At 63.5% G+C, this 25111-nt stretch carries 27 protein-coding genes and 1 tRNA gene; 9 read left to right on the top strand and 19 right to left on the bottom strand.

Features of this window, described 5'->3' with window-relative positions; all coding sequences use genetic code 11:
* Nucleotides 1–21: 21 nt before the first annotated feature.
* The 4 genes from ACVIIV_RS04285 to ACVIIV_RS04300 all read right to left on the bottom strand — a co-directional run bounded on the left by ACVIIV_RS04285 (nt 22) and on the right by ACVIIV_RS04300 (nt 4961).
* Complete coding sequence (locus ACVIIV_RS04285; protein ID WP_456743066.1) at nt 22–270, bottom strand: hypothetical protein; 249 nt, start codon at nt 268–270, stop codon at nt 22–24.
* Between the two features lie 291 nt (nt 271–561).
* Nucleotides 562–3201, bottom strand: coding sequence for a bifunctional diguanylate cyclase/phosphodiesterase (locus ACVIIV_RS04290; protein WP_456743067.1), 2640 nt, complete (start codon nt 3199–3201; stop codon nt 562–564).
* Between the two features lie 286 nt (nt 3202–3487).
* Nucleotides 3488–4339, bottom strand: coding sequence for a DUF2182 domain-containing protein (locus ACVIIV_RS04295; RefSeq protein WP_456743068.1), 852 nt, complete (start codon nt 4337–4339; stop codon nt 3488–3490).
* On the bottom strand, nt 4329–4961 hold the full coding sequence (locus tag ACVIIV_RS04300; RefSeq protein ID WP_456743069.1) for a DUF1326 domain-containing protein: 633 nt from the start codon (nt 4959–4961) through the stop codon (nt 4329–4331). The genes ACVIIV_RS04295 and ACVIIV_RS04300 overlap by 11 nt, the downstream gene beginning before the upstream one ends.
* A 690-nt stretch (nt 4962–5651) precedes the next feature.
* Between ACVIIV_RS04300 and ACVIIV_RS04305 the strand changes: the two genes are divergently transcribed.
* From ACVIIV_RS04305 to ACVIIV_RS04335, 7 genes are all read left to right on the top strand, one after another.
* Nucleotides 5652–6122: an aminoacyl-tRNA deacylase gene (locus ACVIIV_RS04305; RefSeq protein ID WP_456743070.1), complete on the top strand. Its 471-nt coding sequence runs from the start codon at nt 5652–5654 to the stop codon at nt 6120–6122.
* A 114-nt stretch (nt 6123–6236) separates the two neighbouring features.
* Nucleotides 6237–6656 carry a CBS domain-containing protein gene (locus ACVIIV_RS04310; protein ID WP_456743071.1) on the top strand — a complete coding sequence of 140 codons (420 nt, stop codon included), beginning with the start codon at nt 6237–6239 and terminating at the stop codon, nt 6654–6656.
* Nucleotides 6657–7145: 489 nt separating this feature from the next.
* Entirely contained in the window at nt 7146–8273 is a 1128-nt protein-coding gene (locus ACVIIV_RS04315) for a TRAP transporter substrate-binding protein (protein WP_456748663.1), read from the top strand.
* A gap of 111 nt (nt 8274–8384) precedes the next feature.
* On the top strand, nt 8385–8987 hold the full coding sequence (locus ACVIIV_RS04320; protein ID WP_456743072.1) for a TRAP transporter small permease subunit: 603 nt from the start codon (nt 8385–8387) through the stop codon (nt 8985–8987).
* Complete coding sequence (locus ACVIIV_RS04325; protein WP_456743073.1) at nt 8984–10333, top strand: TRAP transporter large permease; 1350 nt, start codon at nt 8984–8986, stop codon at nt 10331–10333. The genes ACVIIV_RS04320 and ACVIIV_RS04325 overlap by 4 nt, the downstream gene beginning before the upstream one ends.
* Nucleotides 10320–11765: an amidase gene (locus ACVIIV_RS04330; RefSeq protein ID WP_456743074.1), complete on the top strand. Its 1446-nt coding sequence runs from the start codon at nt 10320–10322 to the stop codon at nt 11763–11765. Before ACVIIV_RS04325 ends, ACVIIV_RS04330 begins: the two co-directional genes overlap by 14 nt.
* Nucleotides 11762–11932, top strand: a complete 171-nt coding sequence (locus tag ACVIIV_RS04335) for a hypothetical protein (protein ID WP_456743075.1) — start codon at nt 11762–11764, stop codon at nt 11930–11932. Before ACVIIV_RS04330 ends, ACVIIV_RS04335 begins: the two co-directional genes overlap by 4 nt.
* A 323-nt stretch (nt 11933–12255) precedes the next feature.
* Here the strand turns inward: ACVIIV_RS04335 and ACVIIV_RS04340 are convergent, their stop codons facing one another.
* Nucleotides 12256–13077: an NAD(P)H-dependent oxidoreductase gene (locus ACVIIV_RS04340; RefSeq protein WP_456743076.1), complete on the bottom strand. Its 822-nt coding sequence runs from the start codon at nt 13075–13077 to the stop codon at nt 12256–12258.
* 103 nt (nt 13078–13180) lie between these two features.
* Between ACVIIV_RS04340 and ACVIIV_RS04345 the strand changes: the two genes are divergently transcribed.
* Entirely contained in the window at nt 13181–14104 is a 924-nt protein-coding gene (locus ACVIIV_RS04345) for a LysR family transcriptional regulator (RefSeq protein ID WP_456743077.1), read from the top strand.
* Here ACVIIV_RS04345 and ACVIIV_RS04350 read toward each other — a convergent pair.
* The 10 genes from ACVIIV_RS04350 to ACVIIV_RS04395 all read right to left on the bottom strand — a co-directional run bounded on the left by ACVIIV_RS04350 (nt 14070) and on the right by ACVIIV_RS04395 (nt 20412).
* A complete protein-coding gene (locus ACVIIV_RS04350) occupies nt 14070–14303 on the bottom strand; it encodes a hypothetical protein (RefSeq protein ID WP_456743078.1) in 234 nt (77 codons plus the stop codon). The two genes, ACVIIV_RS04345 and ACVIIV_RS04350, sit on opposite strands and share 35 nt — an antisense overlap.
* 31 nt (nt 14304–14334) lie before the next feature.
* Nucleotides 14335–14410 (bottom strand) — tRNA-Phe (locus ACVIIV_RS04355).
* 186 nt (nt 14411–14596) lie between these two features.
* Nucleotides 14597–14779, bottom strand: coding sequence for a DNA gyrase inhibitor YacG (gene yacG / locus ACVIIV_RS04360; protein WP_456743079.1), 183 nt, complete (start codon nt 14777–14779; stop codon nt 14597–14599).
* Nucleotides 14780–14901: 122 nt separating this feature from the next.
* Nucleotides 14902–15531 carry a Maf-like protein gene (locus ACVIIV_RS04365; protein WP_456743080.1) on the bottom strand — a complete coding sequence of 210 codons (630 nt, stop codon included), beginning with the start codon at nt 15529–15531 and terminating at the stop codon, nt 14902–14904.
* 154 nt (nt 15532–15685) lie between these two features.
* Nucleotides 15686–16153: an arsenate-mycothiol transferase ArsC gene (locus tag ACVIIV_RS04370; RefSeq protein WP_456743081.1), complete on the bottom strand. Its 468-nt coding sequence runs from the start codon at nt 16151–16153 to the stop codon at nt 15686–15688.
* 72 nt (nt 16154–16225) lie between these two features.
* Nucleotides 16226–16723, bottom strand: a complete 498-nt coding sequence (locus ACVIIV_RS04375; RefSeq protein ID WP_456743082.1) for a UPF0262 family protein — start codon at nt 16721–16723, stop codon at nt 16226–16228.
* Entirely contained in the window at nt 16720–18015 is a 1296-nt protein-coding gene (gene hisD / locus ACVIIV_RS04380; protein ID WP_456743083.1) for a histidinol dehydrogenase, read from the bottom strand. Before hisD ends, ACVIIV_RS04375 begins: the two co-directional genes overlap by 4 nt.
* A 242-nt stretch (nt 18016–18257) precedes the next feature.
* Nucleotides 18258–18701: a DUF2948 family protein gene (locus ACVIIV_RS04385; RefSeq protein ID WP_456743084.1), complete on the bottom strand. Its 444-nt coding sequence runs from the start codon at nt 18699–18701 to the stop codon at nt 18258–18260.
* An 86-nt stretch (nt 18702–18787) separates the two neighbouring features.
* Nucleotides 18788–19447, bottom strand: coding sequence for an NAD-dependent epimerase/dehydratase family protein (locus ACVIIV_RS04390; protein ID WP_456743085.1), 660 nt, complete (start codon nt 19445–19447; stop codon nt 18788–18790).
* 26 nt (nt 19448–19473) lie between these two features.
* Nucleotides 19474–20412 (bottom strand): SDR family oxidoreductase, encoded by a 939-nt coding sequence (locus ACVIIV_RS04395; RefSeq protein WP_456743086.1) that lies wholly within the window; start codon nt 20410–20412, stop codon nt 19474–19476.
* Nucleotides 20413–20499: 87 nt separating this feature from the next.
* On the opposite strand from ACVIIV_RS04395, the gene ACVIIV_RS04400 reads away from it, so the two are divergent.
* Nucleotides 20500–21141: a TetR/AcrR family transcriptional regulator gene (locus tag ACVIIV_RS04400; protein ID WP_456743087.1), complete on the top strand. Its 642-nt coding sequence runs from the start codon at nt 20500–20502 to the stop codon at nt 21139–21141.
* A gap of 176 nt (nt 21142–21317) precedes the next feature.
* Here ACVIIV_RS04400 and ACVIIV_RS04405 read toward each other — a convergent pair whose 3' ends face one another.
* The 4 genes from ACVIIV_RS04405 to ACVIIV_RS04420 form a co-directional block, all read right to left on the bottom strand.
* Entirely contained in the window at nt 21318–22142 is an 825-nt protein-coding gene (locus ACVIIV_RS04405) for an alpha/beta fold hydrolase (protein ID WP_456743088.1), read from the bottom strand.
* A 123-nt stretch (nt 22143–22265) separates the two neighbouring features.
* Complete coding sequence (locus tag ACVIIV_RS04410; protein WP_456743089.1) at nt 22266–22775, bottom strand: hypothetical protein; 510 nt, start codon at nt 22773–22775, stop codon at nt 22266–22268.
* A gap of 192 nt (nt 22776–22967) precedes the next feature.
* Nucleotides 22968–23276, bottom strand: coding sequence for an EthD family reductase (locus ACVIIV_RS04415; protein WP_456743090.1), 309 nt, complete (start codon nt 23274–23276; stop codon nt 22968–22970).
* Between the two features lie 128 nt (nt 23277–23404).
* Nucleotides 23405–25111: an FAD-dependent oxidoreductase gene (locus ACVIIV_RS04420; protein ID WP_456743091.1), complete on the bottom strand. Its 1707-nt coding sequence runs from the start codon at nt 25109–25111 to the stop codon at nt 23405–23407.

Below are 25111 nucleotides of genomic sequence, written 5' to 3' on the forward strand. Positions count from 1 at the left end.
GGTGTAAGCCGCGAGCCACTCTCAAGCCGCTTGCGACGTCGATCTCGCACGCTGCTCGAGCATGCCGATCGTGGCGACCAGGTTGTCGCGTCGGGCGCGAAGGTTGAGCGCGAGCAGCGGATAGGTCGGCTGATGCGCGTCGAACACCCCGGCGCGAGCCTCTTCCTCGAGAATGTCGGTGTTAATCAGTCGAACCCGCCACCACAGATCCGCGATCAACGCGTCGAGCCGGAGTTCATCAGCAGCACCAGAACGGGACACTTCCTGCATCGCTTGCCTCAACCTGAAACGGCCTCTTCGCCGAGACCTGGACTTGGGTCCTGACTGAGCAAGCAGAGTGCCAGGAATGGCGGGCCGCGATCTGGCTCGGGAATCAGCTCGGCGCGCCGCGGTGCTTCGGCTTCGGCGGAAGCGAACTGCCGGGGACCCGACCAGGCCTTATTCTTCTAAGCTATTAATAATGCGAGGTAATTTAGACGAAAGAAGACCACCTGCTCAGCTTCCTATTCTCGGGCGCAAGGGCTGCAGTGGCGCGCCATGATGACGCCGGAGGCATTCAGCTCACGCCGCCCGCCGTTTCCGGCGCGCCGCGGGGCCCTGCCAGGACAGGCCGGCGAGCGGCACGGGCTTGCTGAAGTGAAATCCCTGGCCGAGCGGGATGCCGAGTGACTGGAGCCGTCTGACCTGCTCGGAGGACTCGACCCCCTCCGCGACGATCGACAGTTTCAACGTCTTCGCGAGCTGCACGATGGACTTCAGCACGGCGACGGTCTCGCTGCGATCGATCCTGTCGATGAATGACTTGTCGATCTTGACCTTATCGAACGGAAACGCCGTCAGATAGGACAATGACGAGTAACCGACACCGAAATCATCGAGGGCAATGGAGACGCCGAGCGCCTTGAGGCGCTGGAGCGTCTTCAGGTTCTCCTCGGTGTCGGCGAGAAATACGCTCTCGGTGATCTCGAGCTCGAGCCGGGTTTGCGGAAGGCCGCTCTGCGCCAACGCAAACGTCACGGTGTCGACGAGATTGGTGCCGGCAAATTGCAGGGCGGAGAGATTGACAGCGACCTTGACGTCGGCCGGCATGCTCATCGCGTCGCGACAAGCCCTGGCGAGCACCTGATTGCCGAGCTCGACGATCAGGCCCCCCGCCTCCGCAACCGCAATGAACTCTGCCGGAGGAATGTAGCCCTTGGTGCCGTGATCCCAGCGCGCCAGGGCCTCGACCGATTTTACCCGACCGGTGCCGAGCTCGATCACGGGTTGATAAAACACCTCGATCTCCTCGCGCCAGATCGCTTCGCGCAGCTCGATCTCGAGCACGTTGCGCTGATCCGCTTCGGCCTTGAGCTCCGCTGAATAGACGTGGAAGCAGCTTCGGCCGGCATTCTTTGACCTGTAGAGTGCAAGATCGGCGTTACGAAGGATCTCGTCGACCCGCGCGCCGTGCTCGGGCACGAGCGCAAGGCCAATGCTGCAGCCGATCACGACGGGATGGCCATCGACGTGATAGGGCTCGGCGATGGCCCGGACCAGCCGCGTCGCCAGGCTCGCAGCGCCGTCGCGCATCGCGACCCGGCCCGGCGCCACGATCACGGCAAACTCGTCGCCGCCGATTCGTGCCGCCGTATCGGCGTCACCAATCTGCGACCTGATCCGGTCGGCAACCTGTTTCAGCAACGCGTCGCCGCATTGATGGCCGAGCGCATCATTGACGGACTTGAACTTGTCGAGATCGAGCAGGAGTACCGCGAACCCGGGCTCCAGCCGGCGAGAGCGGACCAGCGCCTCGTCGATGCGCTCCTTGAACAGGTTGCGATTGGCAAGGCCGGTCAGGCTGTCATAATGCGCCAGCCGCTCGATGCGGTCCGCCGACGCTTGGCGCTCGGTGATGTCCTCGTGAGTAGCAACCCAGCCGCCATCTTCGCGCCGGCCGTAGGAGATGTAGACGACCCGTCCATCCGGAAACTGCACGGTGTTCGAGATCTGCTCCGACTGGGCGAGCCGGTTCTTCAAGTCGACGAGGTACGCCTCAACGTCGAGCACGGCGGTCTGCTTCGCGAACACCTCCCGGAAGTCCATGCCGATCCGGATGTCTTCTGGTACCAGCCCGTAGAGTTCGAGCCATTGCCGGTTGAACGCGATCAGGCGGTCACGGCCGTCGAACATGCTCAAGCCCTGGGGAAGGTTTCTGAGCGCATCCTCGAACTTGCTGGCAAAATCGCGCCGCTCACGGTGGGCGCGATCCAGCGCCTGCTGCCGCCGCCAATGGAATGCCGTCGCAGCCAGGATGATGAACGTAAGCAGCAGCGCGCCGCCGAGATAGACCTTCTGCCTGAAGGCGGCGCGGGAATAAATCTCCTGCTCCGAAATGCCGACGGTGAAGATCAGGGGAAACGCGCGCGACCTGCGCGCGGTGATCAGCCGGTCGCTGCGGTTCGGTCGGTTCTCGTTCCAATATTGCACATAGAAGCCGTCCCCCAGCTCGCCCTCGACGCGGTTCGGTGCGCGTTGTCCCAGCACGGAGCTCTGGTCCATGCCCCGGGCGGCGAGCACGACGTGGTTCGCATTTCTGAGCACCAGCGTTCCTCCGACGCCGAGCTTTGCGGTGTCGTAGAACCTGCCGACGACGTCGACGCTGATCGAGCCGACGACCACGCCTAGCGGATTCCCGGCGAGGTCGAGCAGCTTTCTCGCGATCTGGATGGTCCATTTGTGCGATGCCCGCCCCAGCACCGGCTTGGCGACGTAAAGGCGGTCATCGGCTTGCGCCATGACATTGACGAAGTGCTCGCGATCGCCAAGATAGAGCGGCGGGCCGGAATAGCCCGTGGTCGTCTCGAGCATGTAGCCGTCCAGTCCGATCAGTGCGAACTGAACCACGTCGCCGGTCGCAATGCGGGCCTTGTCCGACCATGACTTCAGGCTGAAGGTGAGCGGATCCTGGGCGTAGAGCGCTCGCACCACCAGCAATGACTGATCGACGCGCTCAAAGATGCGTTCGGTGTTCTCCTCGAACAATTCGGCGACGCTGTCGCCGTGCGACCGCGCCTGCTCGACCGCATCCGCCCGCTCCGACGACGTGATCGCGAAGTAGCCGATCCAAACCAGGGGCAGGAAGAACAATGCGACCTGCAGCGGGGCATTGCGCAGAATCGTCAGCGCCGCCCTGCGGATCGATCTCGCGAGCATCGTCATGCCCACTCCCGCATCAGCCGCAGGGGCAGAACAGTGCTCATCGCCGAAAACAGCACCGCCTCTCTCCGCCTCGATTGCACAGGGACGGCCACGGCCGGAAACGGCACGCGGGCCTGTCCATGGCCCGAAGCTAGGCAGAACAGCCTTAAGTTTCGGTTGGAGCAAAGCTCAGTTCTTCGGCTTCCGACGTCCGTATGATCACGGAGGTCAGCCGTTTTTGAGCAACCCGGGCGGTATCGGCATATTGGGGAGGCGGTATCTCAGCAGCCCCCCGCAGTTTCGGGCCTCACACCGCGCGCGCGAGAACGATCGCGCCGGACAGGATGAGGATCCCGCCTGCCGCATAGCTCAATCCTCGGCCGAACGGCAACAGCTTCTCCGCGGCGACATAGAGCGCGATAGCGATGATCCAAACCAGGTTCATCACGCCGCCGACGAACAGCAAGACCATCAGAAACCAACAGCAGCCCACGCAGTAACTGCCGTGGCGCAGCCCCATGCGGAATGCCCCACGCGTGCCGGGCCGCCAATGCCTGCTGAGAAACAACAGCGGGTTCTCGCAGTAGCGCAAGCAGGCCTGTTTGAGCGGCGTGAACTGATAAAGCCCTGCGGCAATCAGAACGCCGCTGCCCAGAATCGCGCTGGTGCTTGCCATCGCCATCGACAGCAACCCGAAGCGTTCGAACGCTCCATGCGCCAGGACCGCAGCGAGACTGAATCCGGCCCACGTCACGAGATAGCCGGCGAGAAATATCCAGGTATCGATCGCGGCGCGGGAGGCAGTCTCCTGCTTGCGCTTGACGGTCGCATACAAGAGAACGGTGGGCGCCGCGCTCGGCGCCATCATCGCGATCATCATCACCCACCACATCACGAACAGCAGCACTGCATAGAGCGGCGTCCATGGCATCGGCGCCATGTCCGGCATGTCGGCCATCATCTCGGTGTCCATGCCGGCGCCCGCAGCGAGATAGGCCCAGGCGAGCGCCACCACTGCGGCGGTCCCGATCGCGACGATCAGCCGATCGCGGTGGAGCAGGTGTTCCAACATCAGGCGCCCCTGCATCGATTTGTCCAAGATAGCGATGAGGAGCTGACCGGGATGTTGTCTCGGTGTCAGCGCCGCATCACGCCGCAACGCCCTCGGGCGTCTGCACGACATTGGCGAGCGAGCTGTGCGTGCCCTGAGTCTCGAATGAGATCGCACCGGTCGAGCGGATGTTGGCGGACGCGATCTCGGCAGCCCTGTGCTCGAAGCCCTCGGGCATGACCACCTGGATGCGGTGCGGATCACCCGTCACCGGATTCTTGATTGGCTCGACATCAGTCTCGAGCACGCCTATGGCGACGAGCTTGCCGACACGTCCTTCCTTGTCGAAGGAAAACTCGAACGGCGCAAAGACCGGATCGTGAATCTTGGTGACGATCATGCTGACGATCTGGAAAAGAGTCCCCTCGGCCGAATGTTTGCCGGAAAAGATCTCGAACAATGCCTGACGCTGCTCCGCCGTGGCGCGTTCGTCGATGATGGGCTGGATCGTCCCGTTGCCCTCATGAAGCGGCCCCGGGAAATCGACCGTGATCGCAAAGCAGAGACCATCGAGCCTGGTCCCTTCGAAATGTCCTTTGGCAATCCGCATGGCGACCAATCCCTTGCAATAGCCTTGGGTCGGCCGCGCATTGAAATCGCAGGGGCAGCCAAACGCGCAGGTGCAATTCTTCATCCATTCGCCTTCGAGACGCCAGTCCGATGCAGCCATGGCACATCTCCCAATGTGAGCGGGGATTACGGCAGCATTTGACGAATTTGTTCAGCGTTCTTGTCGAGGCAATGCGAAAGGGCGCGAGCGGGATCGAGTCCGATCAGAAGGCCGGCATCGCAGAAAAGTATGGTGGCGAGCTGCCGTTTACCGTCCCAGGATCATATCAGCGGCAGCCGAGCACGTACAGTGAGTGAGGGTAGTGGCTCAGAGCGGCCACATCTCGGGGATGTCCGACGTCAGGGACATGGCGCCCCATTCAAAACAAGCCTACGAACTCCTACACAATTGAAATATCAATACAATTCAGCCACAAACCGACCGCCGCCCCGCCCTTGCCAGCAGCGACAGCGTGCATGGATTGCGCCGGTGTAGCGCCAGTGCACCGGTACTGGCTCTAGCGCGCGGCCCACACCACCATCGTCCGACGAGACCAGCACCAGATGCGGGCGGCGCGCTTCGAACGTCCAAGAGCCGTTTCCGCTCCGATTGAATCGGAACCGGGCTCTAGATGCTTGCTTTGCACGTTGTCTTCGCGCGAACCGGTGTCCACTTCGCTGGAAAAAAGCTCTGATTGCGGCATTCGAGGGCGAGGCCTATGCTGAAGCCCGGCAATCACGCGGCCGCCCATCGTGCGGCGGGGGCAGCCTCACGGTGGATGGCTCGCACACCCATCCGAAAGGCAACGCCATGACCATTGCCCCCACATTGCACCGATATCTGGCTGCCGAGAACATCGAGTATGCCGAGATTCCGCACGCTCTCACCACGTCATCCGCGCGCACGGCGCAGGCCTGCCACGTCTCGGGCGATCACCTCGCCAAGGCCGTCGTGCTGCGGCATGACGGCGGCTACATGCTGGCGGTCGTGCCGGCATCGCACCATCTCAACCTGCCGGACTTGAAGGAAAGGCTCGGCGAGGATCTTGTGATGGCCAACGAGTCCGAGATCAACCGGCTGTTCGCAGACTGCGCACACGGAGCCGTTCCGGCGGTCGGCCGGTGCTACGGGCTCGATCTCGTCGTCGACGACAGCATCCGCGCCCAGCCTCAGGTCTATATCGAAGCCGGCGATCACGAGACGCTGCTTCAGCTCACCCATGCGCAGTTCGCGCGCCTGACGGCCAGTGCACCGCATGGACGCTTCAGTGTGCACGACTGACGCGGCATGACAGCAGGATGATTCCCGGCACGACCGTCGCGGCGACGCGTGCGGTCGCGCCCGGTTCGTTGTATAGTCTCATCGCGGGGGCTGCGTTCGCAACGGAGGTCCTCCATGAAAGTCAAGGACGTGATGCACAAGGGAGTAGATTGGGTCAGCCCCGACACCCCGATCACCGAGATCGCGAAGTTGATGCGAGGGCACGACATCGGCTGCATTCCGATCGGCGAAGACGACCATTTGATTGGGATGGTGACTGATCGCGACATCGTCTGCAAAGGTCTTGCGCGCAAGGACTTCAATGCCGCGGGCATGACAGCCCGGGACGTGATGACTGAAGGCATCCATTGCTGCCGGGAAGACGACGATCTGGCCAAAGCCGTGCACCACATGGAGACGCTGAAGATCCGCAGGCTGCCTGTGATCAACAGGAGCAAGCGGATGGTCGGCATGATCAGCCTGGGTGATGTCGGGCAATCCGCCACCGCAGATCTGTTGACGCAATGCGTCAAGGGCGTGTCGGCCCACCATTGAGGCTACGCCGGCCCAATTCCAGCTCGCAGCCCCCGCGGCCGCGGAGCTCTCGCGAGCGTGCATCGAGTGCAGTGTGACCGCAGTTCGGCTTCGCCGTACTCGGCGGCGAGTGTTCGCACTGCGTCAATTCCCGTAGAGAGACAGTTGGGGAGCCACAGAACTCTTTCGGGTTCGTTGTTGCACTTCGTATCTGATGGGTCGGCCGCGCGCTCAATCCTGCAGCAACTCGTCGGGCGGGCTGGACGCCGCCCCAATGGCAGAAGTCCGCCTGCATCTTTGCTGCGCTGCGACGGACGCGTGAATATCCGGTTGCTTAGAGCCCGAATGGGATCGCCTAAGACTAAAATGCGACATCGGGTAGCTTGTCGGATGCCGGCAATGCGTCCAAACTCCGATCAAAGTCGCTGGAATGCGGCCTACCTCCAGCGGTTATCAACGAAAAGCGTACCGAAACGCGTTCGAATAACAATGCCGCCAGGGAGGACGTTCATGACCGCCAAATCTGAAAAGACCCGAACCACTCGTCGCAAATTCTTGCTGGCCGCCGGCGCGGCCGGCGCTGCCACCATCGCCATGCCGCAAGTCAGCCGGGCGCAGACGGTGACCATGAGGATGCAGGGCTCGTGGGGCAAGGCCGATGTCTTCAACGAGATGGCGGAAGATTATGTGAAGCGAGTCAACGATATGGCCGGGGGCCGGCTGCGCATAGACTATCTGGTCGGCGGCTCGGTCGTGCATCCGTTTCAGGTATTCGACGGCGTGCATGGCGGCCAGCTCGATGCGGCGCACACGGTGACCGTCTACTGGTACGGCAAGCACAAGGCAGCATCGCTGTTCGGAACAGGCCCCGTGTTCGGCTTCAACGCCAACGAAGGCCTCGGCTGGATTCACAACGGCGGCGGCAAGGAGCTGTTCGAGGAACTACAAACCAAGATCATGAACGTCAACATTAAGAGCTTCTTCGCCATGCCGATGCCGACCCAGCCGCTCGGCTGGTTCAAGAAGCCCATCACCAGCGACGCTGATCTTAAGGGCTTGAAGTATCGCACGGTGGGACTTGCCGCCGATCTCTTCCAGGCGATGGGTGCATCCGTCGCGCAGCTTCCCGGCGGCGAGATCGTACCCGCGATGGAGCGCGGCGTGATCGATGGGTTCGAGTTCAACAATCCGACCTCGGACCGGCGCTTCGGCGCGCAGGATGTCGCCAAGAACTACATGATGGGTAGCCACCATCAGGCGACGGAATACTTCGAGATCATGTTCAACCGGACGAAGTTCAACGGTCTGCCGAAAGAACAGCAGGCGATCCTGCAATACGCCGCCGAAGCTGCTTCCTCCGCCAACGAATGGAAAGGCATGGACTACTACTCCAAGGACCTGCAGGAGCTGATCAACAAGGACAAGGTCAACGTCCTGCGGACACCGAAGTCGGTGTTCGACGCGCAGATCAAGGCATGGGACGGTCTGATTGCCCAGCTCGGTTCGGATCCATTCATGAAGAAGGTGATGGACTCGCAGAAGGAATGGGTGCGCCGCGTGGTTTACTACAACACGTACAACGCGACGGACTACCGCGGCGCCTTCGAGCATCATTTCCCGGGCGTGCTCAAGGTCTGACGGCTTGGGGCATCGCTGACGCTGTATGATGACGGGCGGCGCAACTGAAGTGCCGCCCACGAATTGGGAGGGGGACATCCGGATGTGCTGCTCGCGGCGAGTTCAGCTCGCATGACGAAATTTCTCTTCTTCATTGATGAGCTCAGCACCTGGATCGGCAAGGCGTTCGCCTGGCTGATTCTTGTTCTTACGCTGGGTGTCAGCTACGAGGTGTTCGTGCGCTACGTGCTGCGTGCGCCGACCACCTGGGCTTTCGACATCAGCTATATCACCTATGGCGCGATGTTCCTGATGGCCGGCGCATATACCCTCTCACGCAACGGCCATGTGCGCGCAGATGTAGTCTACCGCCTATGGTCGCCGCGCACCCAGGCGACGATGGACCTCGTCCTCTATATTCTGTTCTTCCTGCCGGCGATCGCGGCGCTGATGTATTCGGGCTGGAATTACGCCCAGATGTCGGTGCGCTTCCGCGAGGTCAGCATCTTCAGTCCGGCTGGCGTGCCGGTGTTTCCGCTGAAAGCGCTGATCCCGCTCACCGGTTTCCTTCTGTTTCTGCAAGGGTTCGCTGAAATCATTCGCTGCGTGCTGTGCATCCGCACCGGCCGATGGCCGCAGCGCCTGCACGACGTGGAAGAAACCGAGAGCCTCGTCATCCGCGAGCATCAGCAGCAGGCGGTTGAGCCGCAGCGCGAGAAGGGACCAGACGCATGACCGATCCTCAACTCGGCATGCTGATGTTGGGCCTCTTCATCTTCATCATCATGCTTGGCTTCCCGATAGCCTTCACGCTGATGGCGATGGGGGTCTCGTTCGGCTACTATGCCTACTACACCCCCGGTCAGGACTTCTTCCAGAATCGCATCTTCACGCTGCTGGTGCAGAAGACGTTCGAGGTCACATCCAGCGACGTTCTGGTCGCGGTTCCGCTGTTCCTGTTCATGGGCTATTTGATCGAGCGCGCCAACATTCTCGACCGCCTCTTCTTCTCGCTGCAGCTATCGATGAAGAACGTGCCGGGCGCGCTTGCGGTGGCCACGCTGATCACCTGCGCGATGTTCGCGACCGCCACCGGTATTGTCGGCGCCGTTGTCACGCTGATGGGCCTGCTCGCATTGCCGGCGATGCTGCGAGCCGGCTACGACACCAAGCTGTCGGCAGGCGTGGTCTGCGCCGGTGGCTGCCTCGGCATTCTGATTCCACCGAGCATTCTCCTGATCGTCTATGCGGCCACCGCCGGGGTTTCGGCGGTCAAGCTTTATGCGGCCGCGTTCTTTCCGGGGTTCATGCTGGCCGGCTTCTACGTCCTCTATGCGATGACCCGCGCGATCATCAATCCCGCGCTCGCGCCGAAACTGCCGCCCGAGCAGACCGACGTGCCGATCACCAAGGTCGTCTGGGCGCTTGTCACGTCGTTCCTGCCGCTTGCGTTGCTGATCGTTTCGGTGCTCGGCGCAATCCTGTTTGGACTCGCGACGCCTTCGGAAGCGGCCGCGGTGGGAGCCCTCATGAGCATCGTGCTGGCGGCCGCTTATCGTTCGCTCAACTACGAGATGATACGCGAATCCGTGTATCTGACCGTGCGCGCCACAGCGATGGTCTGCTACCTGTTCATCGGATCCTGGACGTTTTCGGCGGTATTTGCCGTCCTTGGCGGACAGTCGGTGGTGGAGCAGTTCTTCACCTCGCTGAACCTTTCGCCGGTCCAGTTCCTGCTGTTGACCCAGTTGATCATCTTCCTGCTCGGCTGGCCGCTGGAATGGACCGAGATCATCATCATCTTCGTGCCGATCTTCCTGCCGCTGCTTCCCCAGTACGGCATCGATCCGATCTTCTTCGGCATCCTGGTGGCGCTGAACACGCAAACGGCCTTCAATACGCCGCCCGTCGCGATGGCCGCCTTCTATCTGAAGGGCGTGGCACCGCCGCAGGTGAAGCTAACCGACATCTTCTCCGGCGCACTTCCCTTTGTCGGCCTCGTCTTCCTCACCATGGCACTGGTCTACATCTTCCCGGAGATCGCATTATGGCTGCCGAGCTATCTCTATGGATCGCGATGAGCGCGCCCGGCAAACCGACGAAAGGCTGCGCATGAGTCTCAACGCGCTCGGCCTCATGGAAGCGGCGGCCGGCATCCGCGACGGCCGGCTCAGTTCGGCGGAGCTCGTCGGCGACTGCCTCAGGCACATCGATGAGGTCGATCGCGATATCCATGCGTGGGCGTTCCTCGATCGCGACCACGCGATGCGGCAGGCCGAGGCCGCCGACGATCATCGCAAGCAAGGCAAGGCGACGGGGCCGCTGCACGGCGTCCCGATCGGCATCAAGGATATCTTCGACACCGGCGACATGCCGACGGAATTCGGATCAAGTCTTTGGGCCGGACGCACGCCGCGCCGCGATGCCGCGGCCGTGGCACGTCTGCGCGCGGCAGGAGCTGTGATCCTCGGCAAGACGGTGACCACCGAGTACGCATGTTACAATCCGGGCAAGACTCGAAATCCGCACAACCGGGATCACACGCCCGGCGGATCGTCCTCGGGCTCCGCCGCAGCCGTTGCGGCGCTGATGGTGCCAGGTGCCATCGGCTCGCAGACCAACGGCTCGGTGATCCGTCCTGCCGCTTTCTGCGGCGTGGTCGGTTTCAAGCCCACGCACGGCCTCATTCCGCGCAGTGGCGCGCTCGAATTGTCGCGCACACTCGATCATGTCGGCGTGTTCGGGCGCAGCGTCGAGGACGTGGCGCTGCTGGCCGAGGTATTGGTCGGGTTCGATCAGGAGGATCTGGACACGCGGCCCGTTGCGCATCCGCCATTCTCCGCAGTAGTGGCGAGCGAGCCGCCGTTGCCACCGCGCTTTGCCTTTGTGCGCTCTGCGGTCTGGGATCAGGCCGAGCCGGTGACGCGTGAAGCCTTTGCTGAGCTTGTCGAGGCTTTGGGCGAGGCTTCGAGCGAAGTCGAGCTTGGTCCAAGCTTCGATAAGGTCGTCGATATGCACCGCATCATCATGGAAGTTGATATGGCGCACAATCTGCGGCGTGACTACCAGCGAGGCGGCGACGAGCTCAGCACTCGGCTGCGGCAGGCGATCGAGCGCGGCCGCACACATCTCGCGGTGGATTATTGCAATGCCCTGGCCGGGATTACACCCCTCAACCAGGGCCTGGACCATGTTTTCGACGAGTACGACGCCATCCTGACGCCCGCGGCGCCAGGCGAGGCGCCCGGACTTGAGACGACCGGCACACCGATTTTCTGCACGACCTGGACCTATCTCGGTGTGCCCGCCATCAGCCTGCCGTTGATGAGCTCCGGAACCGGCCTTCCGCTGGGCGTTCAGCTCGTCGGCCGTCGCGGCAACGATGCCCGCCTCTTACGCACGGCGCACTGGCTCGCCAATAATGTCGAGCACACTCGTCGTGGCGGTCGGCGCAAAGTCCCGAGCCCTGGGTCGCAATCGGGCCCCGGCGCGGAGAAAAGGAGAGTGCGATGACCAATCTGATCACCGGAATCATCGGCCTCGCGCTTGTGATGGCATTTCTTGGAATCCTGGTGGTTTGGATCAAGGCCATCCCGCTCATCGTCATTGTTGTTGGCGTGATGATTCTGGCGGTGATCGATTTCGTGCGTTCGCTACGGGCGAACGGCGTGCTTCGCTGACTGATGATGCGCGCTTCGACGTGGCGCGCGTGTTCCCCCGGGCGCTTCCACTTGCCGGCCCCTCCGAAAGCGGCGACCTCTCAATGCACTCCTCCTGCGCAGCTCCGTAGCTCGCGCAGCCGGTCCAATCGTCGGCGCGATCTCGAGCCGGCAGCAGGAGCCTGCGCCGATACCGTTAGAATCGGTGGTTGCGAGTCTGGATTTGAACGTACAGAGCTCTATTACGGAGAGAAATCCGCGAGCGCCTTCGCGGCGATCCTCCGCGCGGACCAAGTCATTGCTGACGTAGGGCGCGACGCCTCTTTCTCATTCAAGCGGCGGATTCAAGCGGCCGATTTGGCTCCCGAACTTTCCGTCGCGCTGGCGCGGCTCACATGCAGCGAAAAGCCCGACGCACCTGCGTCCTCAAACCCGGGCTTCAGTTGCATGCTGGGGATGAAGTAGTCGCCCCCGTTCTGTTGCCGGTAGGGAATCGGCGCCGTTGTCTCGATGGTTCTCATGCGCCCGCGCAGGCGCTCGGCCGCGCGATCGAATTCACCATCGCTGAAACGATCCACTTTGTAGACGAGAAACGGCGGCAGCACGTCGTAGCCCGGATAATACAGGATCCCGTGGTTGATCGGAAACAAGAGGTCGTCGATCGGACCGTTGACGCCGCGATCCGAGTAGTGGTCCTCCCAACCACCGGTCGTCACCACCAACATGGCCCGCTTGCCGGCCAGCGTGCCTTCCCCGAAACGATCACCCCAACGCTGTTCGCTGTGTTCGCCAACTCCGTAAGCGAACCCGTATGCAAACACTCGTTCGACCCATCCCTTCAGGATGGCCGGCATGCTGTACCACCACAGCGGAAACTGAAGGATCAACATGTCTGCCCAAAGCAGGCTCTCGATTTCGGCTTTCACGTCCGCAGTGAGCGTGTCGGATTCGAAAGCCTTCTTGGAGGCCTGGCCTGCGATGAAGCGCTCGCCGGGCGGCCACGCCGGGAAGTCAGCGCGGTCGACTTCCGACTTCCAGCGGTCGGCATACAGGTCCTTGACGCGCACCTCATGCCCCTGCGCTTTCAGCTCCTCGATTGCAATATCGCGGAGCGCTCCGTTGAGTGAATTCGGTTCGGGATGTGCGAAAACCAGCAGAATTTTCATGGACTGAGCTCCCAAGCGGAAAAGACGAACCTTCGTCCCGGCAAGAGAACACCACCGTCAGCTATATTTGAAATCACGGAAATGCTCGGCTACTAGCCACAGCATGAATACCAACCGCCTCGACCTCAATCTGCTCGTCACGCTGGAGGCGCTGCTCGTGGAGCAGAACGTGACTAAAGCCGCCGCCCGCCTGCACCTGAGCCAACCCGCAGTCAGCGCCCAGCTAAATCGCCTCAGGAATGAATTCGATGACTTGTTGCTGATCCCTGCCCAGCGAGGGATGACGCCAACCGTCAAGGCCATCGAACTGCTCGATCCGCTGCGCCAGGCGCTGGATCAGGTTCGCGCCACCGTGGCCACACACAGGCACTTCGATCCTGCCAAAGCGAAGTTGAGCTTCGCGATCGCCTGCACGGATTATTTGCAGGCTGCGCTGGTCGAACCGCTGGTCATGCAGCTCAGGACGAGAGCGCCGGGGGTACGCGTAGCGATCCGCAATCTGGATCTGCTGCAGCTGGAAACACAAATGGAGCGGGGCGACGTGGACCTCGCGCTTATGACGCCGCAAGATGCCCCGCCCAGGCTTCGCACCAGACATCTGTTCGACGAGCGGTATGTGCTCATTGGCCGCCGCGATCACCCGCGACTTCGCGGCAAGATCACGGTCAAGGAGTTTGCCCAGCTGGAGCACGTGATCGTGTCGCTTCGCGGGGGCGACTTCGTCACACCCGTGGACGACGCGCTGGGGGCCTTCGGACAGAAAAGACGAGTGGTGCTGTCGGCCGCTTCATTCCTGTTCGTTCCCGAGATCGTGGCCCGGTCCGACTTCGTGGCCCTGGTGCCGGAGCGGCTGGTCGTCGGCCGCGCCGACAAGCTCAAATTGATCGACTGTCCATTCCCCATAGATGGGTTCGCAGTCGGGATGGTGTGGCACGAGCGCAGTCACGGACACAGCGGTCAACGCTGGATCCGAGAGACGATCGTGTCGATGATCAACGCTCAAGCCGGCGCGCGCCGGCGCCGGTGAACCCGTAGATCTGTTGCTTGATGCCGAAATTCATCCCGATCTCTCGGGCGACGGGTCCATTTACGATGATGATCGGACTCGAGAAGCACGTCGTGCAGAGCAAGCCATGGATGGTGAAGAGCGGGTCCAGCGCGGCCTCAAGTGCCGTCAGAACGTCCGGCATGTAGTCCGGACAGCAGCCCGCCATGCCGTCGCACAAGATCGTAGTCTGGCGCACAAAATCGTAGTCATGGTGCCCAGGGGCGGAATCGAACCACCGACACTGCGATTTTCAGTCGCATGCTCTACCAACTGAGCTACCTGGGCGTGCTCCAAGAGAGGGGCCAAAGCCCATCGAGCGGGCGGTTTATAGTGGGCTAGAAGCGGCCTGTCCACCCACGCTTCGCCTTTGGCTTCGCGGGGCACGGCCCGGCTGTGCACAAGGTCGGGCCTTCCTGCCAAGGCTTACGCGCGGCGCACCGACCTCACGCATAATGCGTTGATTTTACGTAGTTATTCGACATCATCCACATCGTCGTCGCGACCAGGGATGACGTAGGAACCTTTCAGCCACCGGTTCAAATCGACGTCGCGGCAGCGCGAGGAGCAGAACGGGCGGGTGGCCTGCGACTGCGGCTTGCCGCAGATCGGGCAGGTCTTGCGCGGGCTGGCGGGTTTTTTGACTTCGTCGTCCATGACGTCGGCAGCTTACATGGGGTGAAGGAATTCAAGCGCTGGTCGGCAAAGGGGTTCCCTAGACAGCAACGAACGCGTTCCGCGGGTGTCCGGAGCGGACTCCGCCGGCTTGGCTGCCGCGCTCAGACCGCGGTGGCGTTGAGCCAGCCGAAGCGGATCGGAAAGCCTTCGCCGCCGAGCAGCGTCGTGGTTTCGTAGAGCGGCAGGCCGACGACGTTGGTGTAGGACCCCACCATCTTCACCACGAACGAGCCGGCGATGCCCTGCACGGCGTAGCCGCCGGCTTTGCCCCGCCATTCGCCGGAACCGATATAGGCCTGGATGTCGTCCTCGGAGAGACGCTTGAAGCGCACGCGGGTCTCGACCAGGCGCTGGCGGAAGGCTTCGCGCGGCGTGACGAGGCAGATCGCGGTGTAGACGCGGTGGTTGCGGCCCGATAGCAGCCGCAGGCACTGCGCGGCCTCGTCGACCAGATTGGCCTTGGGCAAGATGCGGCGGCCGACCGCCACCACGGTATCGGCGGCGAGGATGAAGGCGCCGCGCAGCTCGTCGTCGAGCTGCACCGATTTCAGTGCGGCATCGGCCTTTGCCCTCGCGAGCCGATTGGCGCAGGCGCGCGGCAGCTCGCCCCGCTTCGGCGTCTCGTCGACGTCGGCCGGCCGGAGCGCATCCGGCTCGATGCCGGCCTGGTTGAGCAGCGACAGCCGACGCGGCGAACCGGAGGCAAGTACGAATTTGGGGCGGCCAAGCATCAGGTGATTTGGGGGATGAAGCGGGGTGAATTGCGCGCGGAACCTATCGGAAGGGGGCTGATTTCACAACCCGGGAACCGGAGGTTTGGTGATTCGAGGCTTCCGGCATGGCTTTGCCTGCGCCCTGTGACGCGGGTGTTACAAACGCTGCTTGCTACCCGCTCGCCGCGCCAACCTTGGCGAAGCGTCGCCGGATGCGCATCAAGAGCTGATCGCAGACCTCGCGATAGGCAGCGAGCTTCTGGTCGCGGCTGCCTTCGATGGTGGTGGGATCCTGCGTCGGCCAGTATTCGACCTCGGCCGCGAGTGTCCGCGTCAGCTCCAGGGCCTTGTGATGCGCCTCGGGCGAGAGCGTGATGATGAGGTCGAAATTCAGCCCCTCCCAGTCCTCCAGCTCCTCGAAGGTCTGCGGCTTGTGAGCCGAGATGTCCTGGCCGAGCTCGGTCATCACGGCGACTGCGAATGGATCGAGCTCGCCCTTCCTGGTGCCGGCCGACTTCACGTAGAGGCCTTGCGGAAACATGTGCTGCAACAGGCTCTCGGCCATCGGTGAACGCACGCTGTTCATCGCACAGGCGAACAGCACCGATTGCGGATCGCGTGCGCGTGGGGGCGCAGCCATCGCTTACGCTCTTTTGTTTTTGCGCATGATCCGATCCGAAAACCGGTTCCCACTTCTCGGGATCATGCGCGCTCACCCCTTCCAATGAAGGACAGTAATGAGCGTGAACAGGCGGCGCGAGGTCTCGAAGTCGACCCGCACCTTGCCCTTCAGCCGCTCCTGGAGCGTGCGCGATCCCTCGTCATGGATGCCGCGGCGGCCCATGTCGATGGCCTCGATCTTGTCGGGGGTCGCGGTGCGGATCGCCTGATAGTAGCTGTCGCAGATCATGAAATAGTCCTTCACGATCCGCCGGAACGGCGTCAGCGACAACAGATGCGCAACGACAGGCGAGCCGTCCTCGCGGCGGATGTCGAACATCAGCCGGTTGCCGGTGATGCCGATATGCAGCGTGAACGGGCCCTTGCCCTCCGCGCCGTCGGGCGCGAACAAATTCTGCTCGATCAGATCGTAGATCGCGATCGCCCGCTCATGCTCGATATCAGGCCCGGAACGGCCGATCGAGTCCTCGTCGAGCGTGACGCCGACGATGCGATTGGTCGAGTCGTCCTGTTCGGGCGGCTTTGTCATGACAGATTGAGGCGCATTCCGATCGAACGCGAATGGGCGTCCAGCCCCTCCGCCTTGCCGAGCGTCATCGCCGCCGGACCGAGCGCACGCAATTGATCGGGTCCGCACTTCAGGATCGAGGTGCGCTTCATGAAGTCGTGCACCGAGAGCCCCGAGGAAAATCGCGCCGAGCGCGCCGTCGGCAGCACGTGGTTGGAGCCGCCGACATAGTCGCCAATCGCCTCGGGCGTATGAGGCCCGAGGAACACCGCGCCGGCATTGCGGATCTTTGCGGCCAGCGCGTCGGGGTCAACCGTCATGATCTCGAGATGCTCGGCCGCGATGGCGTCCGCGAGCGGGATCGCGTCATCGAGGTTCTTCACCATGATGACGGCGCCGAAATCGGCCCAGGAGCTGCCTGCGATCGCCGCGCGCGGCAGCGTCTTCAGCTGCGCCTCCACGGCTTTTTCAACATCGGCGGCGAGCCGCGTTGAATCAGTGATCAGGATCGATTGCGCGCTGGCATCGTGCTCGGCCTGCGCCAGCAGGTCGGCGGCGATCCAGTCGGCGTTGCCGGTGTCGTCGGCGATCACCAGCACCTCGGAAGGACCGGCGATCATGTCGATACCAACCTTGCCGAACACCAGCCGCTTTGCGGCGGCGACATAGGCGTTGCCGGGGCCAACGATCTTTGCGACCGGTGCAATCGTCGCGGTGCCGTGAGCAAGCGCGGCGACGGCCTGCGCGCCGCCGACGCGATAGATCTCGGTGACGCCACCGAGATGCGCCGCCGCCAGCACCAGCGGATTGAGCTTGCCGTCGGGCGAGGGCACCACCATCACGAGGCGCGCAACGCCGGCGACCTTGGCCGGCACTGCGTTCATCAGCACCGAGGACGGATAGGCGGCAGTGCCGCCGGGCACATAGAGGCCGGCGGATTCGATCGCGGTGTAGCGCCAGCCGAGCTCGACGCCGAGCGGGTCGGTGAAGCGCTCGTCCTTCGGAAGCTGACGGAGGTGATAGGTCTCGATGCGGTCCCGCGCGAGCTTGAGCGCATCCAGCGTCGCAGGCTCGCAGGCCTTCACGGCGGCCTCGATCTCGGCGGCGGAGACGCGCAGGCCCGAAGCATCCAGCCTCAAGCGGTCGAACTTTGCCGTGGCTTCGAGCAGGGCGGCATCGCCACGCTTGGCCACGTCGTCGACGATCGCGCGCGCGGCGGCCTCGACATCGGCCGAAGCCTCGCGCTTGGCGGCGAGGAAGGCGGCGAATCGCTGGTCAAAGTCGGCGCTGCTGCGGTCGAGGCGAACGGGCATATCTCGCTTGGCTTCTGGCTGGTCTTGAGGGGCGGATCGGCGCACCAGGTCCCCTGCTCAATGGCGCGGCGGCCACCCGCCGTCAACCCTTGCGAGATGTCGTCCCGGCGGACGCCGGGACCCATAACCCCAGGGTCATGTTGTTGAAACGAGATGGGGCCCCGATTGTGCTCGATAATTACCTCCGGTGGCTATGGATTCCGGCGTGCGCCGGGACGACACCGGTTTGCTGGTATACCGCCTCATTCCTCGACGCCCAGTCCCGTTCCCAGCGCGTTGGCCCCGAGGTCGGTCAGTTCGCATTCCAGGCACTCGACGTCCAGGCGGATGGCGCCGCCCTGGGCGAACAGAAGCAGGGCGCTGCCGCCGGGCTCCTCATGGCGGCCGTCCTGGGGGTGAAATTCAATGCCGACGAGATCCAGCACCTTGTCCGGCGCGGCGAGGTCGATGTTGCGCGACTTGCAGGCGAGCACACGGTCGAAGCGGAGTGCGGCGACCAGCCGGCGTGGCTCGGTCTCGCCCTCCAGTGTCTGCTCCCAGTCCAGCCGGCTCATTCCGACCACAAGCCGCTTCTCGCTCTGGCGCCAGATGATGTCGGACGTCTGGACGCGAGCGTCCTGGACATGGGTCGAGATCACCGCGAGATCGTCGGCGTCGAGCGCAATCAGTTTGAGCTGGGGCGACATCGCCGACGCTTCTCCTTCGGAGTGGACAGGGCTCAACGCGCGCGGGCCCCGATATTTCCGTGCAAACTGTACAACGGGCCGGCAGGTCAGAGGCTATTGATATCCTCCATCTCCAGCACCTTGCGCGGATACCCCTCCCGGGCAACGCGGATCATGGCGCGGCCGATCTGCTCGGTCGAGGTCATGAGCGAAGGCGAGATCCGGCGCAGCACCGACCAGAGCGGCCCGCTCACGGCATAGACAGCCCGCACCCAGGCGGTCTTGGACCGGGCACCGTGCAGGGGCTGGATCGCGCCGGGCCGGAACATGTAGGCGGCTTTGAACGGCAGCTTGAGCAGGTCGTTCTCGGTCTTGCCCTTGATCCGCGCCCACATCTGCGAGCCCCGCTCGGTGGAATCGGTACCGGCGCCGGTGACATAGGTGAAGATCATCTGCGGATTGAGGCGCGCCAGCGTCGTCGCAACAGCGAGCGTGAGATCATAGGTGAGGTGGCGGTAGCGCTCCTCGCTCATGCCGATCGAGGAGACGCCGAGGCAGAAAAAGCAGGCGTCGTAGCCGGTGAGTTGGGCTTCGATCGCCGAATAATTCAGAAAATCCTCGTGGATGATCTCGGTGAGCTTGGCGTTGCGCACGCCGGTCGGGCTGCGGCCGACCACGAGCACACGATCGATGCCGGGATCGATCAGGCATTCGCGCAAAACGCCCTGCCCGACCATGCCGGTCGCGCCGAAGATGATGACCTGCATCGGCATGATCCCAACGCTCTCGCGGCTCATGCGGCGGCCGCGATCTCGTCGAAGGATACACCGGTCAGCGTCGCCGAGGCATCCCACAGCATGGCCGCCGCAGCGAGATCCTTCGCCCGCGCCATGATCTTCGCCGGCCCCGGTGATCCCTTCAATTCGTAAAACCCGTTTGGGCCGTAATAGCCGCCGGGCTCGACCTCCGGAGAGGTCGCCGCAAACAGCGTGGGCAGCGCGCCTTCGGCTGCGGATTGGCTGATCAACGGCTGCAGCAGCCGGCCGACCCGCCACTGAAAGTTATTGGCGCCGGGGCCGTTCGCAATGAGGTCGGTCCGCGCGTAGCCGGGATGGGCGGCAAGGCTCACCAGGCCCCAGCCGGCGGCGAGGCTGCGACGTTGCAACTCCAGCGCAAACATCAGCATCGCCAGCTTGGATTGGCAGTAGGCGCGCCACGGACGATAGGAATGCTTGCTTTGCAGATCGTCGAAATTGATCGCACCGGAGCGGTGGGCAAGGCTCGAGAGATTGACGATGCGGGGCGCCTTGGCGCGGCGAAGCTGCGGCAACAGCCGCGCCGTCAAGGCGTAGTGACCGAGATAATTGGTGCCGAGCTGCACCTCGAAGCCATCCTCCGTCTGCTGCCGCTTCGGCAGCGCCATCACGCCGGCATTGTTGACGAGGAGATCGAGCCGTTCGTTGTCGGCGGCAAAGCGCCGGGCAAAATCGGCGACGGAGGCAAGGCTTGCGAGGTCGAGATGCTCATAGGCGATCAGCGCGTCGGGAAACCGCTCGCAAATGCCTTCGATTGCGCGCAGGCCCTTTGCGTCATTGCGTCCGGTGAGTATGACAATGGCACCGGCGCCCGCCAGCGCCATCGCGGTCTCGTAACCGAGCCCGCCCGTCGCCCCGGTCACGACCGCGGTTATCCCGCTGAGTGAGGGGATGTCTGCCGTGGTCCAGTCGGTCATGCCATGTCTCCGCGGCTTTCAGGGTCGAAAAGGCCCGCGACCGGTCTAAATGTGCACTGAGTGCAAGTTTGCAAGAGGTGAAATGACTTGAAGGCTTCGAAGGTTGGCGGGAAAAGCGTCAAGTCATTGTCTGCGGGAGGAAATTTTCTCGCCACCACCGGCCTGCGCCAGCGCAAGCGGCAAGAGACCCGCGAGCGGCTGACCCGCGCGGCGATGACCCTGTTCCTGGAGCGCGGCTTCGAGGCCACAACCATCGACGACATCGCAGCGGCGGCGAAGGTGTCGCGGCGCAGCTTCTTCCATTACTTCGCGTCGAAGGAGGACGTGGTCGCCGCCTGGCAGGAGGGCGCGGCGAGCGCGCTGGTCGCCGAGATCGTCGCCCGGCCCGCGGACGAATCCATGCTGACGGCGGCGGAGAATGCGATCGCGGCGGCAGTCAAACGGCTCGACCCGGCGGAAGCTGCAGCGATGTCGCGGCTCAAGCGCGACAATCCCGCGCTGCAGGCGCGCGACCAGCTCAAATACGAAAAGCTCGAGCGCGCGCTGGCCGACGGACTGGCACAGCGCGCCCGCACCAAATCGGACCGATCGAAGGCACGGCTCGTCGCCATGATCGCCACCGGCGCGATGCGCGTCGGCGGCGAGAGCTGGATCGGCGAAGGCGCGCGCGAAAAGCCGGAGGCTTTCGTGAAGCGCATCTTCGATGCGATCAGGGCGATATTGAAGTGAGTTGGCTTCACCCTCCCCTGGAGGGTGAGGGTCGCTATGCATGTAGCGGAGCGGGATGCATAGCGGGGTGGGGTGACAGTCCCTCCACCGAAGCAGTGCCTGCAAGGAGAGATCACCCCACCCCGCTCGCGCTGCGCGCGATCGACCCTCCCCCTGCAGGGGAGGGTAAGAGTCACTCACTCCCTGAAAAACGCCAGCAGGTCGGCGTTGATGGTTTCGGCGTGCGTGGTCGGCATGCCGTGCGGGAAGCCCTTGTAGGTCTTCAGGATGCCCTTCTTCAGCAGCTTGGCCGACAGCGGGGCGGAGTCGGCGTAAGGCACGATCTGGTCGTCGTCGCCGTGCATCACCAGCACGGGCACGTTGATCTTCTTGAGGTCCTCGGTGAAATCGGTTTGCGAGAACGCGACGACGCCGTCGTAATGGGCCTTCGCGCCGCCCATCATGCCTTGGCGCCACCAGTTCTGGATCACGGCTTCCGACGGTTTCGCACCGGGGCGGTTGTAGCCGTAGAACGGGCCGGCGGCGAAGTCGCGATAGAACTGTGCGCGGCCGGCCGCGAGTTGAGCTTGCAGACCGTCGAACACGCTCTTAGGGAGCCCGCCCGGATTGGCCGCGGTCTGGACCATCAGCGGCGGCACCGCGGAGAGGATCGCGGCTTTCGCCACCCGGCTCTCGCCATGGCGCGCGATGTAGTGCACGACTTCGCCGCCGCCGGTGGAATGCCCGACATGGATGGCGTTCTTGAGGTCGAGATGCGCGGTGAGCGCGGCGAGATCGTCGGCATAATGATCCATGTCGTGGCCGTCGGCGACCTGCGCCGAGCGACCGTGGCCGCGGCGGTCATGGGCGATGACGCGGTAGCCACGGGTGACGAAGAACAACATCTGCCCGTCCCAGTCGTCCGACGATAGCGGCCAGCCATGGCTGAACACGATCGGCTGGCCCGCGCCCCAGTCCTTGTAGAAGATCTCGACGCCGTCTTTGGTGGTGATGGTGGGCATGGATTACTCTCTTTCGGTAGAATTGTTACGCGCAAACAGGCACGCGCCGACGATCCGCAGATGGTTATGAAACGTCCCGAATGCGATGCCTCGCATCACCTGCGAACGTTGAGGATCGTGTGATCAGGCAAACGACATTGGCCGGAAGCGGCGCCAGGCGCCGATCGTCAGCACCACGAAAAACACCAGCACGATGCCCTGCACCACGGCGAACACCGGACCCGATGGCGGCGCCGGCGGCACGGCAGGCGCGAGCGCGGCGAGCGCCGGCACCTTCAGGAACGACTGAATTACCAGCACGAAGACGTTGAAATAGAGCGAGATCATCGCGGTCACGACGTAAACCGGGCGCCAGACGCCGGCGAGCTTCATGCCGTAGAGCGCGATGCAGGCGATCGCGAGCAGCACCAGCGAGATGATGCCGATGATGTGCGAGGGCAGCAGCTCCTTGAAAGGAAACAGGAAGCCGGTGGCGCTGGTGAGAATGGTGAACAGCAGGAAGATCGCGGTGAGACCCGGCATCGGCTTCGAGCCGAGCAGGCCGAACATCACGACGAGGCCGGCGACGATGGCAATCAGGCTGATGACCACATGGATCAGCGTGAGGGCGGGCAGGCTCAACCCAAGCACCATGACATCTCTCCTACTCTCCGCATTGAGACAACGAGAGTAGTATTACGGTCCTCATGAGATTGCCACATGCGTTGTCGTCGCATGCATGCGCGAAGCCATGCGTCATCGTGCGAATCGACAAACGCATGGCTGAATTATTTGCAGCGCTGTCGCGCACGACAGCAGGCTTTCGACGAAAGTTGAAGCGATCCTTCACACGTCCTTGGTGTCGAAGATCAAGATGTCGGCACCGCCGCTGGCGAATTTCGGCACGTCGGCACCGGTCGCCTTGCCTTCCGGACTGGCGAATGCCGCCTGGATGTCGGCCACGCTGTCGAAGGTGAGAATGGCGACGAGATGGATTCCGGAAGGACCTGCGGGAGATGCGACCGGCCCCTTGCTGACGGCGTATTTCTTCAGGCCGGGAAGCTTCTTGGCGAGCGGGATGTGCGTTTCGGCATAGTAATTGTCGAAGGCGGCAGCATCCTTGGGTGTCTTGTAGAGCACGACGACTTCAGCCATTTAGTCCTCCCGATTGAATCTCTTGTTCGTTCCGCGGACGATACGCCTCGCGGGTGCCACGATAGTCCGCACGACGCGGCACGATGGCAAGTCCCATTCCGCTTGCCATTCCCTTGCCTTCTGCTTGCCTAAAGCGCCGGTTTTGCGGCGTCGCCGAGATAGCCGTGCAGGGAGGCGACGACCTGCGCGCCCTCGCCGATGGCGCCGCCGACGCGCTTGACCGAGCCGGAGCGGACGTCGCCGACGGCATAGACGCCGGGCACGGACGTTTCCAGCGGTGCCACGAGCTTGCCCTGGTTCTGCTCGGACTGCGCGCCGGTCACGACGAAACCGCCGCGATCGAGCGTGACGCCGCAGCCGTCGAGCCAGGAGGTGGCGGGATCGGCGCCGACGAACAGGAAGAGGTTGCGGATGTCGGCGGAATCCTCGTCGTCCGAGAGACGGCTCTTCCAGCGGATGCGGCGCAGCAGCGAGGTCTCGTCGCCTTCGAGTGCGGTGATCTCGGTGTTGAACATCAATTCGATGTTCGGCGTCGCTTCGATGCGCTCGATGAGATAGCGCGACATGCTGGCCCCGAGGCCGCCGCCGCGGATGATCATCAGCACCTTTTTCGCGTGGCCCGACAGGAACACCGCGGCCTGCCCTGCCGAATTGCCGGCGCCGACCAGGGCCACCTCCTCACCGGCGCAGAGCTTCGCCTCCACGGGCGAGGCCCAATACCAGACGCCGCGGCCCTCGAACTTGTCGAGATCGGCGATTTCGGGCCGACGATAGCGCGCGCCGCTCGCAACCACGACCGCGCGCGAGCGCAAGGTGTCGCCGCAATCCAGTGCCAGCGCGAAGGTGCCGTTGGCGCGCGAGCAATCCAGCGAGCTCACCGACATCGGAATCATGATGTCCGCGCCGAACTTCTGCGCCTGGGTGAAGGCGCGTCCCGCCAGCGCCTGGCCGGAGATGCCGGTCGGAAAACCCAGATAATTCTCGATGCGCGCACTGGCGCCGGCCTGGCCGCCGAAGGCGCGGGTGTCGACGACCGCGACCGAGAGGCCTTCGGACGCCGCATAGACCGCGGTCGCGAGCCCCGCCGGTCCGCAGCCGACGATGGCGACATCGTAGATGCGGCCGTCCTTGGCACCGCCGATCATGCCGATGGCGCGGCCGAGCTCGGTCTCGCTGGGATTGCGCAGCACCGTGCCGCCGGCCGTGACGACGAGCGGCCAATCCTCCGGCTTCGGCGAATAGCGCGCGATCAGCTCGGCGGCGTCATGCTCGCTGTTGGGATCGAGCAGATGGTGCGGCTGGCCGTTGCGGGTGAGAAAGCCCTGCAGGCGCACCACGCCGGCGGAGTTCGACGGCCCGATCAGCACGGGGCCACCGATGCCGCCCTGGATCAGATTGACCCGGCGCAGGATCAGCGCGCGCATGATGCGCTCGCCAAGCTCGGCTTCGGCCACAAGCAGCGCGCGCAGCCGGTCCGGCGGAACGAGCAGCACCTCGACCTCACCCTCGGCGCGGCCATCGACCAGCGCCGGCCTGCCGGAGAGCTGGCCAAGCTCGGCCAGAAATTGACCCGGCCCCTGATCGATCACCGGGGTGACGTGGCCGAGGCCGTCGCGCTGGGTGATGGCGACCTGGCCCGCCAGCACCACGAACATGCCCGGCCCTTGCTTGCCGGTCTCGAACAGCAGCTCGCCGTCCTTATACTGCCTGAGCTCGCCAAAATGGCGCAGGCGCTCGATCTCGACTTGTGTCAGCGTCGGAAAGGTCTGCTCGGGACGCGTGAACTGCGCCATCAGCGCCTCCCTGTCGGTTCGTTGCACCTCGTCCTGTGCCAT

It is taken from the genome of Bradyrhizobium sp. USDA 4354 (assembly GCF_054060315.1).

Excerpts from the sequence above, each read along its gene's own strand:
- ACVIIV_RS04285 (WP_456743066.1), bottom strand. The coding sequence starts at position 270 with ATGCAGGAAGTGTCCCGTTCTGGTGCTGCTGATGAACTCCGGCTCGAC.
- ACVIIV_RS04290 (WP_456743067.1), bottom strand. The coding sequence starts at position 3,201 with ATGACGATGCTCGCGAGATCGATCCGCAGGGCGGCGCTGACGATTCTG.
- ACVIIV_RS04300 (WP_456743069.1), bottom strand. The coding sequence starts at position 4,961 with ATGGCTGCATCGGACTGGCGTCTCGAAGGCGAATGGATGAAGAATTGC.
- ACVIIV_RS04305 (WP_456743070.1), top strand. The coding sequence starts at position 5,652 with ATGACCATTGCCCCCACATTGCACCGATATCTGGCTGCCGAGAACATC.
- ACVIIV_RS04310 (WP_456743071.1), top strand. The coding sequence starts at position 6,237 with ATGAAAGTCAAGGACGTGATGCACAAGGGAGTAGATTGGGTCAGCCCC.
- ACVIIV_RS04315 (WP_456748663.1), top strand. The coding sequence starts at position 7,146 with ATGACCGCCAAATCTGAAAAGACCCGAACCACTCGTCGCAAATTCTTG.
- ACVIIV_RS04320 (WP_456743072.1), top strand. The coding sequence starts at position 8,385 with ATGACGAAATTTCTCTTCTTCATTGATGAGCTCAGCACCTGGATCGGC.
- ACVIIV_RS04325 (WP_456743073.1), top strand. The coding sequence starts at position 8,984 with ATGACCGATCCTCAACTCGGCATGCTGATGTTGGGCCTCTTCATCTTC.
- ACVIIV_RS04330 (WP_456743074.1), top strand. The coding sequence starts at position 10,320 with ATGGATCGCGATGAGCGCGCCCGGCAAACCGACGAAAGGCTGCGCATG.
- ACVIIV_RS04335 (WP_456743075.1), top strand. The coding sequence starts at position 11,762 with ATGACCAATCTGATCACCGGAATCATCGGCCTCGCGCTTGTGATGGCA.
- ACVIIV_RS04340 (WP_456743076.1), bottom strand. The coding sequence starts at position 13,077 with ATGAAAATTCTGCTGGTTTTCGCACATCCCGAACCGAATTCACTCAAC.
- ACVIIV_RS04345 (WP_456743077.1), top strand. The coding sequence starts at position 13,181 with ATGAATACCAACCGCCTCGACCTCAATCTGCTCGTCACGCTGGAGGCG.
- yacG (WP_456743079.1), bottom strand. The coding sequence starts at position 14,779 with ATGGACGACGAAGTCAAAAAACCCGCCAGCCCGCGCAAGACCTGCCCG.
- ACVIIV_RS04365 (WP_456743080.1), bottom strand. The coding sequence starts at position 15,531 with ATGCTTGGCCGCCCCAAATTCGTACTTGCCTCCGGTTCGCCGCGTCGG.
- ACVIIV_RS04370 (WP_456743081.1), bottom strand. The coding sequence starts at position 16,153 with ATGGCTGCGCCCCCACGCGCACGCGATCCGCAATCGGTGCTGTTCGCC.
- ACVIIV_RS04375 (WP_456743082.1), bottom strand. The coding sequence starts at position 16,723 with ATGACAAAGCCGCCCGAACAGGACGACTCGACCAATCGCATCGTCGGC.
- hisD (WP_456743083.1), bottom strand. The coding sequence starts at position 18,015 with ATGCCCGTTCGCCTCGACCGCAGCAGCGCCGACTTTGACCAGCGATTC.
- ACVIIV_RS04385 (WP_456743084.1), bottom strand. The coding sequence starts at position 18,701 with ATGTCGCCCCAGCTCAAACTGATTGCGCTCGACGCCGACGATCTCGCG.
- ACVIIV_RS04390 (WP_456743085.1), bottom strand. The coding sequence starts at position 19,447 with ATGCAGGTCATCATCTTCGGCGCGACCGGCATGGTCGGGCAGGGCGTT.
- ACVIIV_RS04395 (WP_456743086.1), bottom strand. The coding sequence starts at position 20,412 with ATGACCGACTGGACCACGGCAGACATCCCCTCACTCAGCGGGATAACC.
- ACVIIV_RS04405 (WP_456743088.1), bottom strand. The coding sequence starts at position 22,142 with ATGCCCACCATCACCACCAAAGACGGCGTCGAGATCTTCTACAAGGAC.
- ACVIIV_RS04410 (WP_456743089.1), bottom strand. The coding sequence starts at position 22,775 with ATGGTGCTTGGGTTGAGCCTGCCCGCCCTCACGCTGATCCATGTGGTC.
- ACVIIV_RS04415 (WP_456743090.1), bottom strand. The coding sequence starts at position 23,276 with ATGGCTGAAGTCGTCGTGCTCTACAAGACACCCAAGGATGCTGCCGCC.
- ACVIIV_RS04420 (WP_456743091.1), bottom strand. The coding sequence starts at position 25,111 with ATGGCACAGGACGAGGTGCAACGAACCGACAGGGAGGCGCTGATGGCG.